The sequence below is a fragment of the Gimesia aquarii genome (assembly GCF_007748195.1).
In the GTDB taxonomy this organism is placed as follows: Bacteria; Planctomycetota; Planctomycetia; order Planctomycetales; family Planctomycetaceae; genus Gimesia; species Gimesia aquarii.
The window spans coordinates 393,980-417,083 of sequence record NZ_CP037920.1 but is presented as its reverse complement, the minus strand read 5'-3'; the positions used below and the strand labels follow the sequence as shown (position 1 = coordinate 417,083).

The window sequence follows — 23,104 nt, the reverse complement described above, 5'->3', positions numbered from 1 at the left end:
GCAGAAGATCATTGGATACTTCCAGAATAGGGGAGAGAGGGGTTAATGTCGATCCCTATTTTTTTGCCAGCTTGTCTTTTCCCTTAGTATCGGTAACCGTCAAATAAAGCACGTTTGATGCATAGTTGGTCGTAATTGAGAACGTAATTCCTACGCGGGCCATTGCTGCAAATGGGAACCGTTTGATGGGTGCTGCTTTTTTGGAAGCTTCCAATACGAGAGTTCCTTCGAGAGTTTTGCCAGCGAGGCGGGTTTTACTTTTTTTCGAAAGTGTCACTCCTGGTGGCAGCTGTTCACCAAACTTTGAAGTGAAATACATAAATGAAGTCGCAAGAGTAACAGGATCTTTATAAACTTCACTGCGTTTAATTTTAACTTTGATTTCAGCCGATTCGCCCGGCTTTAATACGATCTCGCTGGGAGTGGCAGTGACTTCGAGCAGATCAAGAGGTTTCGTTACTCCCACAATTGATGTATTGATTGGCCAACGTGCCTGTCCACCTCCACCTGATTGAATTTCACAGGTAATTCGACCATAGCGAACGGCCTCATTTTCTTTTCCATCGGGACCGGGAAGATTTGCTTTTCCGGAAATTTTCACCAGTGAGGCATTAATGGGAGCATCTTTAGTCGCTTTGAGAATCAGACCACAATCATTCACACCGGGGGGTAGTGTCACTGGTTCCAAGGTCACTCCCTTGGGAAGGCCTTCGATGTTCATTTCAATGGGACCATTGAAACCATTTAAACGCTTGACTCGGCCAAACCACATCATATTCGTTCCAGGAGCAATTTGTGCGTAGTAATATTCGCCGTACACTTCAAATTCGGGCCCACTCAATTCACCAGATAAATGGTAAGCGAAACGTTCTCCGCCTCGATCGTGCAGATCGCGGACCGTCACAGTATAATCTCCGTCCGCGGGTGCTTTAAAATAGAATTCTGAGTCTTTAGTCTGCAAACCATCATCAGATTCCGTTGTGGCGCTACCATTGACAAAAATGCGTTGTACCTTGCCTTTCGCATCTTGCACTTCCATGACACAGTCTAACGGCAGATCAATACGGTTCGACATCAATTTAAAAAAGTAATACTGGTCTTTTTTTGCTTTGAACTTATAGAAGTGTGTCTGCTCTGCTTCGCTAAATTGTGCACTCACTCCAACAGGCAGTGTCAGAGGTAAAGCAGTTTTTGATGAAATGTTAGTACCGGGTGCAGAGACCTGGGGATGCTCACTGATCAGAGTCCAGATAGAATTCGTCTCACCAGCCGGTGTTTTGAACGTGCGCCTGACCCAACCCGTTTCTTTGGCATCTGTCGCAGAGAACTTGACTTTATTGTTGCCTTTCAGCGCATGCCCCTGCAGCTCTACTTCAGTAGTCTTACCCTTCTGAACGGCTAAAGGAAATGTGTGATACACAAACGGGGTCTCACTGAATTCAATACAGTAGGCGTATTTTCCAGTTCCCTTATAACGGGCGTCACGAATTTCAAAGACGTACTCACCGTCGGCGGGGAGCTTAATAGTGATGAGTGAATCTGATTTAATGAAGTTATCGTTTTGAGCCACAATTTGTTTCTGTGGTCCATATAAAGTCAGAATGGAATCCATTAGATACACGCCTGAAGTCTGCATCGTATGAATGGCTTCCGTGACACGCTGTGCATAGACCTGCAACGTAATTTCCTGTCCCTTTTTGCCGGTGAACTTATAGCAATCAAGATCTTCTGTTTTTTCACAAATACCACAAATCGTAGAAGGGAAGGTGACAACTTGCGCGGTGTCAAACGTATTGTTGTCTTTCTTTTCTACTTCTTCGATGACAGGGTAGGGGGTTACCAGTAAATGAGATACACTGGAAACTGCCTGATCAGTGGCAACTCGGCATTCATAAACGCGCGTGGGTTGATTTTTGGGAACTTCGATATCAAATGCAAAAGGAGTTCCTACAGATCCTCGACCACGGCGGGGAGCTGCCTTCGGCTTCGGTTCGGCAAAGGTCATTTTAATTCCCGGCTGATCGAAAAAGACAGAGTGCGTTCCATCCAGTGTATAGCTGGTGTGCAGCTGAATTTTTCGTTTGTCCCCCTGTTGAACAGCGGCCGGCTTCATAGCCACCAGTTGACGAAAACCGATTTTTGATGGCGGCGGTGTTGTCTTCTTATCAGCGGCATTCACTGAGGAATGCTGAGATGACATGCAGAAAAACAGGCTCAAAGTCAGTATCGAGTAAGCTATGCAACGCATCGGCTTGTCCTACATAAGATCATTTAAACAGATTGCCAGAGAAATCAGTGAACCCCTCAAAGCTCAAGTGAAAAGGGGCGATCACTTTCAAAAATGCGAGGAGTGAATTTATTGGAAATTAACCCATCAATTCCGGAATGGGTTGGCCTTCGTTCACAACTAAGGGACGTCCATCTTCAGGGGAGATAAAGTAATGGTGTAGATTGACTCCCAATTTTGTATAGATGGTTGCTGCAACATCTTGAGGATAATATTCTTTCCCGACCGGGCGTGAACCGATGTCATCGGTAGCGCCAATTACCTGACCCGCTGTAGTTCCCGCTCCAATCATCATCATCGTGGATGCGGTTGCCCAGTGATCTCGTCCGGCGGCTGAGTTGATAACGGGAGTCCGACCAAAATCAGTCAGCCAGACAACCAGTGTGTTATCAAGCATTCCACGTTGCTTTAAATCGAGCACCAGCGATGTCAATGCCCGGTCAAAGGGAGGCAGTGAACGACGCAGGGATTTAAAGTTATTCGTATGTGTGTCCCAACCACCGCTGCTGACGGTAACGAATCGTGAACCTGACTCGATCAGCCTGCGGGCCAAAAGGCAACTTTGACCCAGATAGTGACGGCCATACTCATCGCGAGTCTTCGCAGACTCCTGATTGAGATCAAATGCCTTTTGGGTATCAGCAGATGTGATCATGCTAAAAGCATTTTTATAATGAGCATCCGATGCTTCAAAGGCATTTTGATTTTTGTCAGCCTGACGCTGTAAAGTATCGATCGCCTGTAATGCTTGTTGTCGACGTTTTAGACGGTCGACGGTAATTCCCGATGGTGGAGAAATATCTCTTACGGTGAAGTTTTTGGAGTTGGGATCACCGGGAATTTCAAACGGGTTATATTGCAGTCCCAGATAGCCACCCAGTCCACCGTTGAATCGACGATCCACATGATTGCCAATTTGAATATGCGGAGGAATATTCGTTTTGAAGCCCTTGGTTTTCGCAATCACGGCACCGTAACAGGGATATGTCACAGAGGCGTTGAATTTATGTCCTGAAAGCATAAACGCGTCTGCCGTTGAGTGGGAACCATTTTTGGGGTTCAGGTTCCGCATGATGGCCACTTCATTGGCGTGTTTCGCAAACAGAGGTAACTGATCCGAAAACTGATAGCCGGGCAGGGCGGTGCTGATCGCAGAAAAATCCCCACGCACATCAGCAGAGGCATTGGGTTTGGGATCGAAGGTATCGTGATGGCTGGTTCCGCCACGTGTCCAGATCAGAATGCAGTTGGTATCATTTTTAGGGTCACTCAATGCACCAGATTCAGCGTTCGATGCATGAGCCTGACCACGCATCACAGAATCCAGGGTGATTCCAAACGCACTCAACGCACCAACTTCCATCAGGAATTGACGACGGCTACCGGTTTCACAGTTTGAAACATTTTGTGGGAAAAGCTTCAGCATCAGAAACTCCTTTAATTTATGGCAGGATCCCGTTGTTGGCAGGTGTATTTGTAGGAGGGACAATCTGACGATTGTTCGTGATAGTACTTTAGTAAGTTAACTATCATAATTGTAACCGTTTATATAAGGTAGGCAAATATAAAATCGGTTACAATCCAGGAAATAAATAAGTTGGAAATGGCCAATCAGAAAATTCATTTCTTGAAGGCATTAACTTATAGCGGTAAAATAAGCATGGTAGACCATTATTTGTTCCATAGTGTAATAGAGAACAGATCCTTCCTTAAAATGGACTCAAATAAAAAATATTGCTAAAAAACGTAGGTTTTTTTTGATTTCCTTCTATTATTTAGTATATTTAAGTATAAATGGCTATTTATGTTAGGCCATTATTTTCCCACCTGAAACCACACTCGACCTACCAACCCTGCCTCGATAAGGCGATGACCTGAGACTCTGTAGTCTTTTCAGATTAGATAAATTTCAGCGAAAACTGTTGTCCTTCTAACCGAAGACTACCTAGCAAAAGCGAGTTGATCTCATGACGGACTGGAAGACTCACGTGAAGATAAAACAGAAATTCAACAGACTTTTGATTGTTGTTGCAGCAATGACAGTCTGCCCATTGATTTCATATGCAGCCGATCAACCACTTCAGGTGTCACCCGAAAAAATAGAATTGTCAGGACTGTTGGATTATTTTCAGATTCAAGTCTCTATTTTGAACAACGGGAAAATTACTCAAGACCTGACCCATCAAGTCAAATACACAAGTTTGACTCCAAAAATTTTAGAGGTCAACACGGAAGGTCTGGTGCGCCCTGTTGGCTTTGGAAAAGGCCGTATCCAAATTCAACACGCTGGCAAGAAAGATGAAGTTTCCGTGGAAGTCAAAGCCCGACCGAATGGAAAGAATGCCAGTTTTGTAATGGATGTCGTTCCGATATTGAACAAAGGAGGTTGCAGTCTGGGGGGTTGTCACGCCTCACAGTTTGGTAAGGGCGGATTTAAATTATCTTTGTTCGGATATGCCCCGGAACAAGATTATCCGGAAATCGCACGTGATAATCGACAACGTCGAATTTCTATTTTGCAACCTGAAAAAAGTCTCATATTGCAAAAGGCCTCTATGGCAATTGCGCATGGTGGAGGTAGACGATTTGCCAAAGACTCATACGAATATCGTATTCTTCACACCTGGATTTCGGAAGCAGTCACGGAAATTGACGATAAGGAAGCCAAAGTCGTCGGTATGGAAGTAACGCCTATTTCGCGACGCTACAAAAAAGGGGACGTACAGCAACTGCGTGTCATCGCAGAATATAGTGATGGAACAAAACGGGATGTCACTGCGCAGGCTCAATATGACAGTCTTGTGGAAATGATAGCGACAGTCAGTCCACGAGGTAAAATAGAAATTCAGGGATCAGGTCAGACGGCGGTCATGGTCCGTTATATGGGTCAGGCCAAACTTTCAACGATTATTTCCCCGTATAAAACGAAGGTCAATCTGGCTGATTTCAAGCCACATAACTTTATTGATGAACACATCAAAAAACGGTTTGATGAGCTTGGACTTGAGCCTTCACCTGTCTGCAGTGATGAAGTCTTTATTCGCCGGGCGTTCGTCGATTCCATCGGTACATTACCTTCACCGGAAAAAGTAAAAACGTTTCTGGCTTCGAAGGCACCTGATAAACGGAGCCAGCTGATTGATGAATTACTTGGTCTCACCGGTGATCCCGCGCGTGACCTCTACGTCGAACCATGGAGCGCGTACTGGGGGATGAAGTGGGGTGACCTTCTGCGAAATAATCGTAATAAAGTGGGCGACGGTGGAATGTGGGCATTCTCCAACTGGATTCGTCAATCACTACGCGAAAATAAGCCTGTTAATGAATTCGTGAACGAAATTATTACGGCTCAAGGATCGATTTATCAGAACGGTCCTGCCAACTATTTCAAAATTGCAAGTAACCCTCAAGATCTCGCGGAATCCACTGCGCAGATCTTTTTAGGAGTTCGCATGCAATGTGCCAAGTGCCATCATCATCCTTTTGAAGTCTACAGCCAGAAAGATTATTACAGCCTGGCGGCATTCTTCACACGAGTTGGTATTAAAGCGAGTGTCGATTTTGGCGCACTGGGCCAGGATACCATTATTAAAGTGAAAAAAAGTGGCTCAATTCGCCATCCACGCACAAGGAAAACTATGCAACCCACCCCCTTACTGGGTGAACCAATTGATGTTTCCTCCTACCGCGATTTCCGACGTCCGTTAGCACGTTGGATTACGAGCCCTGGTAACCGTCTCTTTTCACGGAATATTGTAAACCGGTTCTGGTCTTATTACATGGCGACCGGATTTGTTGAACCCATCGATGACATGCGAGAAACCAATCCGGCTTCTAATCCGGAACTGCTCGAAGCATTGGCTGATCATTTTGTGGATTCCGGTTATAACTTAAAAGAGTTGATGAGAGTCATCATGAATTCACGTGCTTATCAGTTGTCTTCAGAACCTCGTCCAGAAAATGCAGCAAACACTCGTTTTTACACACACTTTAATGTAAAGCGATTATCGGCCGAAGTAATGCTGGATGCCCTCGATGATTTGACAGGTGCTCAGGAACGGTTTAGTGGTGTGCCGCAAGGTACACGAGCGATTGAACTACCCGACCCCAATTATACTTCCTATTTTCTGGATACTCTGGGGCGACCAAAGCGTGTCATTACTTGTGAATGCGAACGAACGAGCCAGCCAAATCTGTCTCAAGTTTTGCAGGTTGCCAATGGACAATTAATTAACAGCAAACTCGCAGTGAAGAACGGACGTATTGAACAGTTTTTGAAAGCGAAAACAGCCGACCATGAAGTCTTCACCGAAATGTATCTGGCAGCATTCAGTAGATTTCCGACCAAACAGGAACTGACAAGCTGTGACGCGGTCGTCAAAGCTTCCAAAAACAAACGGGAAGGATTTCAGGATGTGATGTGGGCGCTCTGTAATAGCCGGGAATTCCTGTTTAACCACTAAAAGCATTGATGTAGCAGTTTTCAAGCGTGGGAATTCTAGCCCGCTCCTTAAGAAGATACGAAACCGGGTTTACTTTTCAATCTGCTTTTTCTTAAGTTCAGCTTGTTTGCGGTAATATTCTGAAAGGATTTTTCCCTCGTATCTGGCAAATTCCCAGGCGGGCCAGCGAGGTGCTTCTGCTTGAACTTCTTTGTAAATTTCCTGCATCTGCTGTTTCATCTGCTTCAGGATTTCTGGCTCACTTTCAGAGCGATCAGTAGTTTCAGCGATATCATTCTTAATGTAATACAATTCAAACCCTGTAAGCTTTGCACGTTTCAAGTCGTCAATTTCTTGTGCCGAAATACCACCGGAGGGTTTGGGAGTTGGTACGTCCAGTCGCGCTAGTAGTTTCCAGTCACCATCTCGGATTGCCACCTTTGGTTCATTGCGCGACCGATTGAACTGCCAATACAGGGGCTTTGTGCGTTTGATTGGTTCTCCTTTGAAAAGGGGTAAAATGCTGGCTCCATCCAGTACACGGTCATCTGGAACGGGGATATCGGCAACCGCACACAATGTTGGCAGGATATCAACACCACTCACGGGAACATCGCTCGTTGTGCCAGGTTCAACCTGTGTTGGCCACTGGATAATGCCGGGAACACGAATCCCACCTTCGTAGGTGGCTCCTTTTTTATCGCGTAAAGGCCCGGAAGATCCGTGCGGATGGCGTCTCGTAATTGCGGGGCCATTATCGCTGGTAAAAATGATGAGTGTATTCTCGCGTAGTTTCTGGTCTTCTAATGTTTTCAAAATGCGACCAAAGGCGTCGTCCATCTGAGTGACATTGCCATGATGTGCAGGCAGTGTCGAGCCTTTGGGAGCGGAATAGAGTTTGGTAAATCGCTCTGCACTGGCAATCGGTTCGTGTGGTTCATGAAAACAGACAAACATGAAGAATGGTTTCTCCTTGTCTCGTAATTCTGTTAACCAATGCTGTGCTTCATCAGCTACAAGCTGCGCGGCGTAACCTTTCTGATCCCCTACCGGTTTTCCATTTCTCACAAAATTAAAGGGATTTTTGTGAGTGGGCAGCGCGTTATTTTGAGTGGCAAACCAGTGATCGAATCCATGGTCTGACGGCTGGGGTTGTCCCACCATATTAAACATGCCATTCAAATGCCATTTACCAGCGTGACATGTTGCGTAACCCGCCTGCCGTAACAGTGTAGCAATTGTGATTTCCTGCTTGCGAACATGCATGGGGGAGTACATGGGAATCCAGTTATAGACTCCAACTCGGAAGGGAGTGCGGCCCGTCATCAAGCCCGTTCTTGCAGGAGAACAATTCGGATGCGCTGAGTAGCAACTGGTCAGCGTGAGCCCCTTTTTAGCAAAGCGATCAATGTTCGGACTTTTAATAACGGGATGACCATAGCATGCCAGATCCCCATATCCCAGGTCATCACAGAGTACGACCAGAATATTAGGACGTTGCTGTGGTGAATTCTGACCTGTCGCTTCTGCTGATAGTAAATTCGTTGTTAATAACAGCGTGAAAATAAATCCGAGGGAATAATTTATGAATTGCATATCAAGGTGCCTTTCTGAATCCACAGTATGTATCGCTTAACTTAAGGGACAACACAGAATCGATTTTACTACGTCCTTAAGTGATACTTAAAAGAAAACGACTCAGAAAAGCAACTTAATAAGAAAATCAATAAAAAAAGCCCCTTACACGATGAGTTGTGTAAGGGGCTCTCAGGTTTCACTTTTTAAGATAAGAAGACAATAGCCCTGATTCTCAGATCTGGCTGAGTCTCTTCATTAAATGGAATCTAGTGCACGTCCATCTGAAGTTTTGCCGGAGTTATTACCTTTAATCTCACCTGTAGCAGGATTATAAATCCAACCGACAATCTCTGTGCCATCTTTGGCCGATTCATCGGGAGTTGTCCCGGCGACATCGGATACAATCATAATCCCACTTCCACCCGTAAATGGATTAGGAGGAATGTTACCAATCAGGTAGGGACCAAATGGTTTTGTTCCGACAGCACCTGTGGTGCCATCTTTGTCACTGGAAAGCAATAGGGCATTACGGAAATCATCTGTGTCAGTCGAACCATCGGCTGGATATTTACCGGCGTGTTGATACTTATACAATTGGATTTGACCTCGCAAAGTCTGTAAATCCTGTAGGAATGAAGACTCTTTGGCATCGGTACTTGCTGACGTGAATTGTGGTAAAACAGTTGCAGCCAAGATACCTAAAATCACGACTACAATCAGAACTTCGACAAGTGTAAAACCTGCCCGTTTGAGATTTTGTTGTTTTGTTTTAATCATTGTCTTCTCCGAGATTAACAAATGTGCCTGCTACATCGTCTGATGTTATTGAATTATGGGGTAGTTCCAGGTTTTACTTACTCATTAGGAAACCCGTTGAACCCCGGAATGTTTCAGAATCAGACACATTTTCAAATTCGCACTTTGAAAGATGAATCGGACCCCCTTCAAAATGACCTGCTCAGTGGGACACTCTGAGCGGCCATCGAAAATCTATGTTTTTTGTAGAGGTAGTCAATTTAATTTTAGAAGAATAAGAGGTTCATCTGTTGTTTTGTAACGGATAAAGCGACTGAACCGATTTTGAGTGCCCATTTTGAATAAAAAGTGAGAAAACGGATGCGGAATTGAATCATTTCTTATTTAGTTAAATGATTTCGAAAGTTTGTTATGTTAAATTCTTACGAACATATCTCTTTCAGTTGTCTCTGAAGTGCTACGAACCACAAAGAAGCTGATTCGAGGTGGAAAGGGCTTCGGCAGATTATACCCTACTTGTACATTGCTATGGGAATTCTATTTGCGAGGTGTTGTCCCATATAAATAAGGGTGGAGTCACCTGGTCGGGACATTTACGATGGAGATGTAATGCGAAAAAAGACTTTGTGGATCGTTATGTCGACGCTTACGATATTGATCGGAATCATTTTACTTTTTGCTTGTGGAATTGGCTATTACGTCTACGTATGGCTTCAAGTCAGTCCAATTGTGGTGGCTCCAGATGCAAACGAGGCGGAGCGTCTCGCTGCCGTGGACCGCTGGCTTGATAAGCAGTTTGAGAAACATAAGTTCAACGGCGGCGTTTTGATCGTTCGAGAAGGGCAAGTGTTATTGTTGAAGACCTGTGGATATACCGATCACACAGCGACACAACGATTGAACGATCACACAGCGTTTCGACTTGCGTCCCTCTCAAAGCAATTCACGGCGGCTGGTATTCTGCGTTTAGCCGAAATGGGTTTGTTGAATCTGGATGATCCGGTCGCGAAACACCTGGATGGATTCGTGAGTGACAAGGTCACAATTCGTCATTTACTCAACCAGACATCTGGGATACCGGACGTTTACATGGATCTCGCTGAGGAGCATCGGAAAGAACTCGGCGAAGTAATGACGATCTCAAACGTGGTTGAGTTAGTGAAGCAATATGGTGAATTGGAACATCAACCCGGCGACGTGATGGAATACAGCAATACCAATTACGTTCTGCTCGCCGGGATCATCGAATCGGTTTCGGAAATGAGTTTTGAGCAATTCATGCACAAAGAGTTGTTCAAGCCACTCGGTATGAACGACACACGAGTGTGGAACTTGTTATCATCTGAACGCTCTTCCAATCAGGCGAGCGATTTTGATCAAGTCGATGAAGATCGGACACCTGTCGAAACGACTTGGATAGACGGTGTTGCCGGTGACGGTGCCGTTTTCTGTAGCCTTCATGATTTTGTGATCTGGGATCAATTCTGGGGAGGCAACCCACTCATTTCGGATGAACTGCTGAATCAGGCGGTTAAACGCCCTAAGCTGAACGATGGCACAAAGTCGGACTATGGTTTTGGATGGATCGTTGAGCAAAAACGCCACTGGCACAATGGTGCGTGGCTAGGTGCTAACACGTACTTCGTTCGATATCCGGAAAGTGAATGTTGTTTGGTCGTGCTGGATAATTCGTCAAACATCAGGCTGGACGCAGTTGTAAGCCACATCGAAGAAGCTCTGATGCCAATACTGGCTAAGGACGAGTAGTTAAACACAGCATCGCTTTAGCCGTATTTGGGAAGTTCTGGATTATATCTAGCGTGTTAATTGCATTCGTTATTGAACACCGGCATATTTAGTTCGCGATAATGTATAATGTTTTTCGATGTTCTTTGTTTATTTTTATATGGTTTGAGGTTAATTATCCTACGTATATACTCATTGGAAAAAATAAGATTGTCGTTTATGACTTCATTAATAAAATTCACCATTATTTTGATACTGTCGCAGCAATTTGTATGGGCTGATTCCTTTGTGCAATGTGATTTCACCAGGCAATTTCAAGTCCAACTTAAGAAAGACTCTGCAATTGGTGAAGCGAGTCTGCGCGAACATACCATCGTCTGGTATCCTCCAAGCAAAAAATATTACCTGCTCGCGGATGTCATCCCTTTAAGCAGCAAACATCATCCCAATACCTACGAATCAGAAATCCATCTTTTTTCAAGTAAAGATTTATCAATTTGGAAGCATCACGGTGTTGCCATCACGAAAGGAAAGAGGGAAGGAGACTTTGATCGTCACGGTGTCGCGAGCCCCGTTATGGCTACGTTGAAGAACGGAATTATCTACTGTCCCTATAGTGCGCGGAAGACAGAAACATTTACCCAACGAAGTGTGGGTTTAGCATATTCAAGTTCAGACCCTGAAAAAATTCCCTGGAACAAAACAGCTCAACCTATTTCAGATCTTCCAGGAGAAGATGACGACGTAGCAATCATTCATGATGAAAAAGAAGCCAACTTTCACCTTTATCATCGCAGTACCGGACCCAAGGGGTATCAGATCGTGCATAGTAAATCGACAACCCCTCTCATAGAATCTTCCTGGACGAAAGCAACTCCTGTTGCAGAACGGCCGCAGACGGTTCGAGCGCAAGAACTGACGGGGGCGATTCTGATTGATCGTCTCTATCACTTGTTTGTGATCGAACATTTATACAAAGGGGGAGTGAAAATTGCCCATTTGGCATCACACAATCCGGCAGGACCATTCCGCGCTTTCCAGAAAAACCAGAGATATCTCAAACCGAGCGATCAGCCAAAACGAGCTATTTACAGCGGGCACATTACTCCCGTCATGAAAGACGGACGCATCAGTGCCTTTTTCTGGACGGCACATCAACAGGGAAAGCGGTACGGACTCATCGGTCATCCTGTGCTAAAAAAGCTAACTCCCTAAGTTGCCAATCCATTCGAATAACAATGAGTCCTGTATCGATAATAAAATAAAAAACAGGTCAGCAGAAAAAATTCTACTGGCCTGTTGGTGGTTATCATTGGAAGCGTCTTACTTAATGAACGCGTTGTCCTGGAACGGCGCCTTCGTCCGGGGTCAGCAGAAAGACATCTTTTCCTCCAGGCCCCGATGCCAGAACCATGCCTTCACTGATTCCAAATCTCATTTTGCGTGGTTTCAGATTAGCACAACAGATCACCAGTCGTCCGATTAGTTCTTCAGGATTATAGGCACTCTTAATTCCGGCAAACACATTGCGACGTTCACTGCCTCCTAAACTTAAAGTAAGCTGCAGCAGCTTGTCAGCTTCGGGAACAGAGTTCGCAGACACAATCCGTGCCACCCGCAAGTCGACTTTGACGAAATCATCGATCGTACATTCTTCTGACATTGGCTCCTGCTCCAGGGCTGCTCCACTGTCATTCCATTGAGAAGCGGCTTCTTCCTGAATCGCCGCCTCAGCTTCTGCTTTTACTTCATCGGTCATTGCTTGTACCTGTTTTTCTTCTATACGTTTAAACAAATGTTGAAATTTATTGACGGGAGTTCCCGTCAACGGAGTTTGTGCCTGCCCCCAATTTGTGATGGGGTCATTCAACAATTCACTAGTTTGTGCGGAGAGCCTGGGAAGTACGGGAGTCAAATAGATGATAATCTGGCGGAACAGATTTAAAGCGATCGTACAAATATCCTGCAGTTCCTGTTGCCGACTTTCGTCTTTTCGCAACTCCCATGGTTTTTGATCTTCGACAAATTTATTAGCACGATCCGCCAGAGCGAGAATTTCTCTCATAGCCCCATTGTAATCACAGATTTCGTAGGCGGCGGCGATCGTCTCACTGCGACTGGCCGCATATTCGAATAGATCACCATCATCCGGATAAGTCGCGGATAAACCGGTCTTAGCAACAAACTTGGCGGAACGACTTGCCAAATTGACAACTTTGCCTACTAAATCGGAATTCACTTTCTGAACAAATTCCTCAAGATTCAAATCGAGGTCGTCCAGTCTGGGTCCCAACTTGGTTGCATAATAGTAGCGCAGGCAGGCAGGATCGAGATGATTCAAATAGGTCGCTGCTTTGATAAATGTCCCTTTGGACTTGGCCATTTTCTCACCATCCACAGACAGAAATCCATGAATGTGAACTTTCTCTGGCAAATTAAAGCTGGCGGTTTTGAGCATGGCCGGCCAGAAGAGGGTGTGGAAGTAGGTAATGTCTTTACCAATGAAGTGATGAACTTCAGTTTCCGGATTTTTCCACCAGAGGTCGAAGTCTTCTCCTGTTTTTTCGCACCATTCGAGTGTGGACGCGATATAACCAATGGGCGCATCAAACCAGACGTACCAATAGTTACCGGGACTGTCGGGGATTTCAAAACCGAAATACGGTTCGGGTCGTGAAATATCCCAATCACGAAGCGGGTCTCCCAAAAAATGTCCTTTAAGATAATTGGCTACTTCGGTTTGCAGATGCTGGCCGGATTGTGTCCATTCTTCGAGGAATTCGTGCAGATCTTCGATGCGGACAAACAAATGATTGGCCGTTCGGACTTCGGGTGTGGTATTGGAAAGTGTGCTGATAGGATCAGTCAAGTCGGCAGGGGTGTATGTACTGCCGCATTTATCGCAGTTATCTCCGTATTGATCGGTGGCCTTACATTTGGGGCAAGTACCTTTCACAAAGCGATCTGCCAAAAACGTATTTTCCTGAACATCGAATAATTGCGTGACTTCCTTCTCATGCACCAGGCCAGCTTCAAGAAGCGCAGACCAGAATTCATGGCATAGTCGACGGTTCTGCTCGCTGTTCGTGCTACCGTAGTTATCAAACTCAATATTGAATCCAGAGAAGTCAGCCACATGCTTTTCTCGCACATCAGCAATCAATGCTTCTTCTGAGCGACCTTCTTGCCGCGCACGAATCATAATCGCCGTTCCATGGGTATCATCGGCACAGAAAAAGCGACACTCGTGGCCGCGCAGTTTTTGGAATCGAACCCAGATATCGGTCTGGATATATTCCACGAGATGGCCAATGTGAATATCACCGTTAGCATAAGGCAAAGCGGCGGTGACTAAAATACGACGTTGGGTCATGATCATTCCGGTAATTTGACTCAAGGATTTAGATGAACAATGTTGTAGATAGACACTAAAAATAGGGATGGGTTCAGAAGAGGATGTTCACTTTGTCCCCACTGAAAACGATCGCTGTGTCTTACAGAATGCTGGTATTTCAGAGGCCGTTGATTGTACGTTGGCAGACAGGATCTCGCAATCCAGCCAGAAATACCCCCAAATGCGATCTCTTAAGAGTTAGGATAGTGAATTTTCATGGAGACATTGCCATTAAAGGTCCCTTGGATAAATAAAGTGATCTGACGAGATCCTGTTGGCTGACAATGCCGACTTGCACACCATTCTGATAAACAGCACCATAGGCAGAAGAGGAATTTCTCAACAGATAAAGGGATTCAAGCATACTAAACTCGGCCTGCAAACGTGGCATATTATAAACAGCGGGAACAATGGGAGCAGGTGACGTGATTAGATCGAGTAATTTAATATAAGCCGTCCATTCACTCTGATTGTCACGGGCACGAACCGGAATGAACGCCAGTTGGTTCATTTTCGCTACATGGATCACCTGGTCCGCATCTGTCGTGCGGGTGACTCCTTTGATCCTGGATTGTGGAATCATAACTTTTCTCACTGATTGTGCGGCTGTGTAAAACATACCACGTGTCAATTCTTTTTGTGAGTTACTCAGCAGGCCTTCCAGGTGGCCTTCTTCCAAAACCTTGGCCAACCGTTTGCGTCCCAAGACCAGTTGTGCCGGTTTATTGCGATCGGGTGAGAAACGTTCCAGAAATTGAGAGATGGCAACTAGAGGATAACTAATCATCCAAAATGCGAGATAAAAGAAATCAAACCAGCGGCTATAACGTTTCAATAACATTGAGGGAGCTCGAAAATATAAGTTTTTGGGAACGAGCTCACCAAAAATAAAGATGACAGGTGTCAATAAAATTGTTGTGATGATTTCGGCTGCGCCTCCCGATTGCTGATACAATTCTGCAATACCGAGCGAGATCGCAATCGTAGTTAAGTCGTTAGCAAGATTGTTCCCAATTAATGTTGTCGCCACAAAATAGCTGGGATTTTGTGCAAACCAACAGAGTCGTTTTGCAATCGGATCTCCATGATTCGCGTCAATATTCAAGCGCAAGAAACTGACACGGTAGAATCCTGTTTCTGAACCACTGAAAAGTGCCGACAGACGCAGGCCGATTAAAAATAATGCTACTGCACCAAAAAGAGGAAGCCAGTTCAATTTTGATCAAAACCTTCAACACAAAAATTAATAAGACGCTTTCCCAATGGATGCGTTTTGTATCCTGCGATGAATTCTCTTGATTCAGAGTCGTTCTTGCAAGAGTTGCTCTGATGCACGATCCGAAAATCAGTTGATATTTTGATCCGTCAGGAATCTGAAGACTTACATTTCCTCGATCTATGACCTATGTTTTAGAGACAACATGTCTTCCCAGACTCTTCAACTTGACAAAAGGTCCAAGTGCGAGGCTTTTCAAGACCCGGCAGGTTTGGAGTCTTGATCCTAAGTCAATTCAAAATAAGAATTTAGTGTATTTTCTCGATAAGTAAGAAGTCTATGAAAGTTCAACAGTTTTTAGATCATCACGGCATTAAAGAAAATCCATTTGGGCAGGAAGACGCGCAAAGCGATCACGTTTTCAAGGAATTTTGCCTGAATGGAACTCATCATCCAGTCTGGGATAAAATTTTTTCCAATCCCACCAACCCCTCCACATCTGTGGTATTTGGCGAGAAGGGAGCGGGGAAGACCGCCATTCGAATGCAGATGATTGAACAGCTGCAAAAACATAATATGGAACATCCTGAGAACCGTGTGTTTGTCATCGAGTATGATGATTTCAATCCTTTTCTGGACTGCTTTCGGGAACGCTATTCGGGCAGGAAACGACGTCCTGAACGACTACTCTCATATTGGCGAATGTGGGATCATATGGATGCCATTCTTTCTCTGGGGACCACACAATTAATTGGCCAGATGATCGCTCCCAAAGATTCAGAAAAAGATAATATCAATTCCGTTTCCAAAGCACAGAGTTCACAGTTATCTCATTTAGAAAAACGAGACCTGTTATTACTGGCAGCCTTTTATGACAATAGTCTGGATATGCCAGCGGTACAGCGTTGGAATCGTTTGAGACGAAGGCTGAAATTCCGTTATTGGAAGACCGAATGGGAACGTGGCCTCGGATTCTTAGTAACTCTCACCACTGTTGGTCTCGTGTTCTATCTGGGTAATTGGAAAGATTTCGGGCAATGGTGGATCTGGCTGATCATGTTTGCGGGTTGGGCACCTTGGTTATGGAGACAAACCACTTTGTTGTGGAAAGCGTGGCGCGTCACGCGTGAAGTTCGAGTATTTGATCATCTGCCGAATGCTTTAAGAAAAATTCTCTCACGTATTGAACGCAGAGAACTCGCGGGGCAACCCATACCCTACCGTGATCGGAGCGATGATCGTTATGAACTGCTGACAAAATTCCAGACAATCCTCAAAAAGTTGGGTTTTGCTAACATCATTATTTTGGTTGACCGTGTGGATGAACCTCAACTTGTGAATGGTTCTGCTGAACGAATGCGAGACCTGCTTTGGCCGATGTTTGACAACAAATTATTAAAACATCTGGGTGTGGCTTTCAAACTCCTGTTACCCTCCGATGTGGTTTATTATCTACAGCGCGAGGAAAAGGAATTTTATGAACGCTCGCGCCTTGATAAACAGAATCTGGTCACATCTTTGGATTGGACCGGGGAATCTCTTTTCGACGTCGCCTGTGATCGCGTACGGGCGTGTGCTACGGATCAAAGTAGTAAGCCATCCGTTCGAGATTTTTTCGATGATTCGATTTCTGAGCAAGAATTAATTGCTTTATTTGCTCAATTGAGAGTCCCGCGTCATTTGTTTAAGTTTCTTTACCGATTGATTGTGGATCACTGTAATCGCTATACGGTTGATAATCCCAGTTGGAAAATCAACCGGGAAACATTACATAAGGTACTCAGCCTGTTTCAGCGAGATCTGGACGCCTTTGACCGAGGGATGGGAACAGGTTGAAAATGGTCAGAGGTTGCGATAGCTTAGAAGAAAGAAAAACCTAAGCTATCAACCTACCGGAATGATCTTCATGCAAACCAACCTCAACCGACGAGAATTACTGGCGGCAACAGGAACTGCCCTGGCTGCCGGATTTTCTACCACCACTTATGCTTCCACGAGCCCTGCTCGTAAACGTAGTACAGCCGAGCCATTTGGCTACTGTTTCAATACCAGTACGATTCGAGGTCAGAAGCTGGGAATTGTTGAACAAATCGATCTGACAGCCAAAGCCGGTTACGATTCTATTGAACCCTGGATGCGTGATATCGACGTGTATTTCCAACAGGGTGGTTCCTTATCCGACTTACGAAAACGTATTAAAGATTCTGGCTTGACTGTCGAAAGTGCCATCGGTTTTGCACAGTGGATCGTAGACGATGATCAGAAACGTCAAAAAGGTCTGGAACAGGCCAAGCGTGATATGGATACCTTGCGTCAAATTGGTGGGATTCGTATCGCGGCACCTCCTACCGGCGCCACTAAGCAGAGTGATCTCAATTTGTTTGAAGCAGCCAAACGATATCGCGCTTTATTGAAACTAGGCGATCAGATGGGGGTGGTGCCTCAGGTAGAGGTCTGGGGATTTTCAAAATCACTCTCGCGGCTGGGAGAATCGATGTTTGTCGCCATCGAAAGTGGACATCCCAAAGCCTGTTTATTACCTGATGTCTACCACATTTTTAAGGGAGGCTCTGATTTTGCTGGCCTGGGTTTATTGAGTGGATCGGCCGTGCAGGTCTTTCATGTAAATGATTATCCCGCCAATCCTCCTCGTGAAACTATGAACGATTCGCACCGTGTTTACCCTGGTGATGGAGTGGCTCCCTTGTCGGAAATTTTCCGTTCCATGCATCAAGCCGGGTTTCGTGGTGTTTTGTCGCTGGAATTATTCAACAAGGAATACTGGCAGCAAGATCCCCTCGTCGTCGCCCAGACAGGCCTGAGAAAAACCAAAGAAGCTGTGTTACGAGCGAAACTAGATCAACAAACCAAAGCTGTTTGAGACGTGAAACGCATAGCTCTCTTATTTGAGTTTGGTTCATTGAATGGGGGCGAACACTCTATGCTCGCCGTACTTTCTCAGCTGCATCAACGTTCATTTGAATTCAGTGCGTTCTGCCCGGCAGACGGCTTGTTACATTCACAGCTTGCGCAGTTAAACATAGAACATCATCCCATTTCATTTCATAATGAACGAGGGCAGCGTCTGTCGCGTGAAGAGTTGGCCTTACAAATTGTACCAATTTTGAAATCAGATACTTTTGATTTGCTGCATGCCAACAGTCTTTCCATGTCGCGGCTTACAGGTGCGCTGACTGAACAGATTCCTGTTCCCTGTTCAGGACACTTACGCGATATCATCAAGCTCAGCAAAGCGGCGATACGGGATTTGAACCAGAATCAATGTTTAGTCGCGGTATCCGAGGCAACAAAGAAATTTCATATTGCCCAGGGCCTTCAGCCGGAAAAAGTAACGGTCTGCTATAACGGTGTGAATACAAATCGCTTTCAACCACGTCCTGCAACGGGAATTCTCAAACAGGAACTAGGACTGAAAAATGATGATCGACTCTGCTTGACCATTGGCCAAATCGGCTTACGCAAGGGCCAGGATATTTTGGCACGAGCAGCCACCATTCTGGCAGAGCGGGGACACCAAAACTTACATTTTCTGTTAATCGGAGAGAGGCACTCTCAAAAACAGGAGAGTATCGACTTCGATCAAGCAGTCAGTACGGCATTCGAAACCCCAATTTTACAAGGCCGCCTGCATCGCCTGGGATACCGGGAAGATATTGATCGATTAATGAACGAAGCCGATTTGTTGATCCATCCGGCCAAACAGGAACCTCTGGGCAGAGTCTTGCTGGAAGCTCTTGCCAGTGGGTTACCAATCGTGACGACTGATGTTGGTGGAACCAGAGAGATTGTGCAGCATGAAAATTCTGCACTACTCGTTGCAGCAAACGACCCGATACAATTAGCAAAGGCCGTTGAACAGAGCTTGAACGATCAGGATCTATTAAAGAATCTGGCATTCGCTGGGCGACAGCGCGCATTGGAACTTTTTACCGAAGAGCAAGCTAGCCAACAAATCGAACAATTCTGGCATAACTCGTTCCGTTCATAAATAATTATAGGCGGTTTGCCAGATTACACTCTTTTTGAATAATGCACGAATGCGAATTGATACGAGTCGATAGGCGGATGAAAAGCAGTGAATATGTCATGAACACGTTTGATAACAACGAAAACGAGACTGTGAACCAGGAACAGGTTAGCTGTAAGCACTACAAAATTCACAAAAACAAGTGAGGTTATAACTAAAAATTAATCACTGGGAGAAAAGGGTAAACTAATAAATTCTTTCTCTCGCGCGCGCGACGCAGATCACGCAATTTAAGCAGGCGCAGCTGAGAGTCAATCGCAAAATCAATACTGAAATTTATTGGCCAAAACGAGTTTTCAGAATTCCCGGATAAGTCAACCCCGTTTTGTTTGAGAAATTATAGCGACGCATATTCCCTGATAAATCAAAAGACGATTGCCTATTGACGTGTATCACCAGTATGAAACTCTTCCCAACGTTTCCAGGCATAGTCCCATTCCATCCAGAGTCTCAATACCGACCAGAGTGTACGCATTTTGTTGACATGTTCCGGTGGGAGTTTTGATTGTGCTTCCATCGCGTCTTGTGTGGCTGCTGTCAATCCCCAATGTTTTGCCAGTTCTCGACAGAGATTGTCAGCAGTAAGATCAATCTCGGCTTCTTCAGAAACAAACCCAGCAGCATCAGCCATAACAAATAACTCAAACAATTGACTTCGGTAGGGATCAAGCTCAAGAGGCTTGGTTTCTGCCTCCGCATCGCTGACCAGTTTGGCAACGCGTTGAATAATATCATTGGCTAATGCCCGGGAAGCAGAAGAGACATTGTTGACAGGGTCATTAGTCATAATTCAGAGTTTACTCCCTCTGTCGCTCAAAACTAGCAGTGGATTCAAAAACAAAACACACCTTGGCCAACTAGTTCAAGGTGTGTTTAGAGAATATCGAAATTAGTATGCCTGAGCAACCACCGTTAATTTATGGCAGAAGGAAAACAAGACCAGTTGCTGTAAGTCCTTGAGTAATGGCAGCTTTAGTATTCCAGGGAATTCCGTTGATCCGTTTGGGAGTGTATTCACCCGGACGATAGTATCCCAAAGGATAAATCTTTTTACGAATCGGATCGATACTCATTTTGTATGGTAGTGCGAGTAATTGACCTGTGAACCGTCCCATGGATACAAAAGGCTGGACCAAATCTTTTCGTGAAAGACCGTATCGCTCCAGGTTAGGATCTTCAAAATAGAGTGGGTTGTAGTTGAGGTTGGAAGCTTCCCAGGTATAAATACTTTCTGAGAAATTGCGTCCCTGATAAGGTTCGCGACTTAATTCAAATTCTCGGGGACAATCCAGAATGGTTTCTCCCCCGTTTTCATTGATTTTACAGGGTTTCCCATCAGGTCGGGGACAGAGGTTTCGACACGGCTCTTTTTCGGCAATTTGAGGATCTGGCTCATAATCAAAGAATGGTTTGATGCCCGATATTTTTTTTAACAAGTGTGGTACTTCATCTTCCAGGTCTTCAGTTGAAAGCAGCAGGTCATCAGACTGAGGAGCCGCTGCGGCATCTTCATATTTCTTTTGGTTTTGTGTTGTGACAAAATCTGATCCACTTGTATTGGGAAATATCGGAACCGTATTATCAGGTTTTTCAGCAGGAGCCACTGTTTCTGTACTGTTGAATTTTAGATTGGTAGTTGATGTGTCAGTAACAGGTTGTTTTTCTTCCAGACCGATCGTTTTGAATGATTCATCCGGAGTACTAACATCGGTCAATGGTGCATCACTGTTTTGATCAGGAATTGGCTTGAAGTCAGTTGAGTCAGGTAGAGTGGTTTCTGTCTCAGAGGTGGTTTCAGGGAGATCATCAGGAATCTGTCGAAATACGGGTACGAATTCCATCTCGTTGGAATTTTTGTTTGATCTACGTTGTTCTTTACGCGCTTTTCTATTTTGTTTTTTGAGCTCACGTTTGCTTTCTCGTGAGATTGACTCCCAGCGTTTTTCTGCTGAGCGACCTTTCAACTCTTCCCACGTTTGAGCAGACGCTCCTGGTCGCGAGGAAAATGGATCTGCTGAAATGAAGGGGTCATCAGCAATAGCAAACGGGCCCACTCCGAGCGTGAGTACTGTAGCAATGAGCCATCGTAGCCGAGCATTATTCCATAGGTAAATGTTCGGCCGTGTAATTTGGTGCTTCCTGAGTGACTGAAATGTCATGCGGATGGTTCTCCCTAACCGTTGCTGCAGAGACTTGAATAAATCTGGCCTCTGTTCGCATTTCCGCGACGGATTGGACACCTAAATATCCCATTCCTGCCCGAAGCCCTCCTACAAGCTGGTAGAGCAGATTTTGAAGTGGTCCTTTATAGGGGACACGTCCTTCCACTCCTTCAGGAACGAGTTTTTTAGCAGAGTCCTTTCCATCTTGTTTGATTGAACTTTGGCGGTAACGTTCGCTACTGCCTTTAACCATTGCTCCCATTGATCCCATACCACGGTAACGTTTAAAACTACGTCCCTGATATAAAATCAATTCGCCCGGACTTTCATCCAGACCTGCAAGTAATCCTCCCAACATTACCGTATGAGCACCGGCTGCCAGTGCCTTGGCGATGTCGCCACTAAAACGAATTCCTCCGTCGGCAATCACGGGAACTCCCGAGCCTTCCAATGCTTTTGCCGCATTGGAAATGGCCGTTAACTGGGGAACTCCCACACCTGAGATAATTCGAGTTGTACAAATTGATCCAGGTCCAATTCCGACTTTGACGGCATCCGCTCCCGCATCTGCCAAATCACGGGCACCTTGTTCTGTAGCCACATTTCCAGCGACTACATCGATGTCCCATCGGTCTTTGATTTCTCTCACAGTCTGCACTACATTGCCAGAATGGCCATGAGCACTATCAACAACCAGGAGATCAACCCCTTTCTCAATCAATAAAGCGGCTCGCTCAAAATCAAATACGCCGACAGCAGCTCCCACTCGCAGCCGACCTCGTGAATCTTTTGAGGCCAGCGGGAATTGCATCGTCTTGTCGATGTCTTTGATCGTAATGAGCCCCTTCAGTTGATAATTTTCGTCAACCAGCAGAAGTTTCTCGACCTTATTTTCCAATAATATCCGTTGAGCCTCTTCAAGCGTTGTATCTTCCGTAGCCGTTACAAGCTTTTCTTTCGTCATCACTTCAGAAATTCGGGTTTCAGGTGAATCAAGAAACCTTAAATCCCTACTCGTCAAAATCCCCGCAAGTTTCCCATCTTTCGTGACAGGTACTCCACCAATATTTCTTCGCTTCATTATTTCGGCAGCTTCTGCCACTGTCGCTTCCGGTGGTAGTGTCACAGGATCCACAATCACACCATGCTCGCTCCGCTTCACCAGATCTACCTGCATAGACTGTTGTTCGGGAGTCATGTTTTTGTGGATAATGCCAACCCCTCCCTCTTGTGCCATCCCAATGGCCATATCGCTTTCGGTAACGGTGTCCATAGGGCTGCTGATGATGGGAACATTGAGAGGGATATTTTTAGTGAGCTGGCTGGCAACACTGACTTCTGAAGGCATGACTTCACTATAAGCAGGTTGTAACAGTACATCATCAAATGTGATTCCCTGACAGATAATGCGATCTTCCATTGGTCCTCTCCTTACGCGTCTCTTTAATTTATTTCTTATTCTATTTTTTAACTAT

At 45.2% G+C, this 23,104-nt stretch carries 15 protein-coding genes; 6 read left to right on the top strand and 9 right to left on the bottom strand.

Annotated features, from left to right (window positions below):
- Positions 1–55 precede the first annotated feature (55 nt).
- Complete coding sequence (locus V144x_RS01695; protein ID WP_144980462.1) at positions 56–2,248, bottom strand: hypothetical protein; 2,193 nt, start codon at positions 2,246–2,248, stop codon at positions 56–58.
- Between the two features lie 118 nt (positions 2,249–2,366).
- Positions 2,367–3,713, bottom strand: coding sequence for a DUF1501 domain-containing protein (locus V144x_RS01690; RefSeq protein WP_144980457.1), 1,347 nt, complete (start codon positions 3,711–3,713; stop codon positions 2,367–2,369).
- A 562-nt stretch (positions 3,714–4,275) separates the two neighbouring features.
- Between V144x_RS01690 and V144x_RS01685 the strand changes: the two genes are divergently transcribed.
- Positions 4,276–6,750, top strand: coding sequence for a DUF1549 and DUF1553 domain-containing protein (locus V144x_RS01685; RefSeq protein ID WP_232102682.1), 2,475 nt, complete (start codon positions 4,276–4,278; stop codon positions 6,748–6,750).
- Positions 6,751–6,819: 69 nt separating this feature from the next.
- Here the strand turns inward: V144x_RS01685 and V144x_RS01680 are convergent, their stop codons facing one another.
- Both V144x_RS01680 and V144x_RS01675 read right to left on the bottom strand, forming a co-directional pair.
- A complete protein-coding gene (locus V144x_RS01680; RefSeq protein WP_144980451.1) occupies positions 6,820–8,325 on the bottom strand; it encodes a sulfatase-like hydrolase/transferase in 1,506 nt (501 codons plus the stop codon).
- 237 nt (positions 8,326–8,562) lie between these two features.
- Positions 8,563–9,084: a prepilin-type N-terminal cleavage/methylation domain-containing protein gene (locus V144x_RS01675; RefSeq protein WP_144980448.1), complete on the bottom strand. Its 522-nt coding sequence runs from the start codon at positions 9,082–9,084 to the stop codon at positions 8,563–8,565.
- Positions 9,085–9,672: 588 nt separating this feature from the next.
- On the opposite strand from V144x_RS01675, the gene V144x_RS01670 reads away from it, so the two are divergent.
- Together V144x_RS01670 and V144x_RS01665 are read left to right on the top strand one after the other, a co-directional pair.
- Positions 9,673–10,830, top strand: coding sequence for a serine hydrolase domain-containing protein (locus tag V144x_RS01670; RefSeq protein WP_144980445.1), 1,158 nt, complete (start codon positions 9,673–9,675; stop codon positions 10,828–10,830).
- 198 nt (positions 10,831–11,028) lie between these two features.
- Positions 11,029–12,024: a family 43 glycosylhydrolase gene (locus V144x_RS01665; RefSeq protein WP_197998717.1), complete on the top strand. Its 996-nt coding sequence runs from the start codon at positions 11,029–11,031 to the stop codon at positions 12,022–12,024.
- Between the two features lie 112 nt (positions 12,025–12,136).
- Here the strand turns inward: V144x_RS01665 and metG are convergent, their stop codons facing one another.
- Positions 12,137–14,182 (bottom strand): methionine--tRNA ligase, encoded by a 2,046-nt coding sequence (gene metG / locus V144x_RS01660; RefSeq protein WP_144980439.1) that lies wholly within the window; start codon positions 14,180–14,182, stop codon positions 12,137–12,139.
- Positions 14,183–14,417: 235 nt separating this feature from the next.
- Entirely contained in the window at positions 14,418–15,419 is a 1,002-nt protein-coding gene (locus V144x_RS01655) for a CNNM domain-containing protein (RefSeq protein ID WP_144980436.1), read from the bottom strand.
- Between the two features lie 339 nt (positions 15,420–15,758).
- On the opposite strand from V144x_RS01655, the gene V144x_RS01650 reads away from it, so the two are divergent.
- The 3 genes from V144x_RS01650 to V144x_RS01640 all read left to right on the top strand — a co-directional run bounded on the left by V144x_RS01650 (position 15,759) and on the right by V144x_RS01640 (position 19,428).
- Positions 15,759–17,255 (top strand): hypothetical protein, encoded by a 1,497-nt coding sequence (locus V144x_RS01650; RefSeq protein WP_144980433.1) that lies wholly within the window; start codon positions 15,759–15,761, stop codon positions 17,253–17,255.
- Positions 17,256–17,325: 70 nt separating this feature from the next.
- Positions 17,326–18,300, top strand: coding sequence for a sugar phosphate isomerase/epimerase family protein (locus V144x_RS01645; protein WP_144980430.1), 975 nt, complete (start codon positions 17,326–17,328; stop codon positions 18,298–18,300).
- 3 nt (positions 18,301–18,303) lie between these two features.
- Positions 18,304–19,428, top strand: coding sequence for a glycosyltransferase family 4 protein (locus tag V144x_RS01640; protein WP_144980427.1), 1,125 nt, complete (start codon positions 18,304–18,306; stop codon positions 19,426–19,428).
- A gap of 418 nt (positions 19,429–19,846) precedes the next feature.
- Here the strand turns inward: V144x_RS01640 and V144x_RS01635 are convergent, their stop codons facing one another.
- From V144x_RS01635 to guaB, 3 genes are all read right to left on the bottom strand, one after another.
- A complete protein-coding gene (locus tag V144x_RS01635; RefSeq protein WP_144980424.1) occupies positions 19,847–20,254 on the bottom strand; it encodes a hypothetical protein in 408 nt (135 codons plus the stop codon).
- A gap of 130 nt (positions 20,255–20,384) precedes the next feature.
- Positions 20,385–21,626, bottom strand: coding sequence for a hypothetical protein (locus tag V144x_RS01630; RefSeq protein ID WP_144980421.1), 1,242 nt, complete (start codon positions 21,624–21,626; stop codon positions 20,385–20,387).
- Positions 21,565–23,049: an IMP dehydrogenase gene (guaB, locus tag V144x_RS01625; RefSeq protein WP_144980418.1), complete on the bottom strand. Its 1,485-nt coding sequence runs from the start codon at positions 23,047–23,049 to the stop codon at positions 21,565–21,567. Before guaB ends, V144x_RS01630 begins: the two co-directional genes overlap by 62 nt.
- Positions 23,050–23,104: the final 55 nt, after the last annotated feature.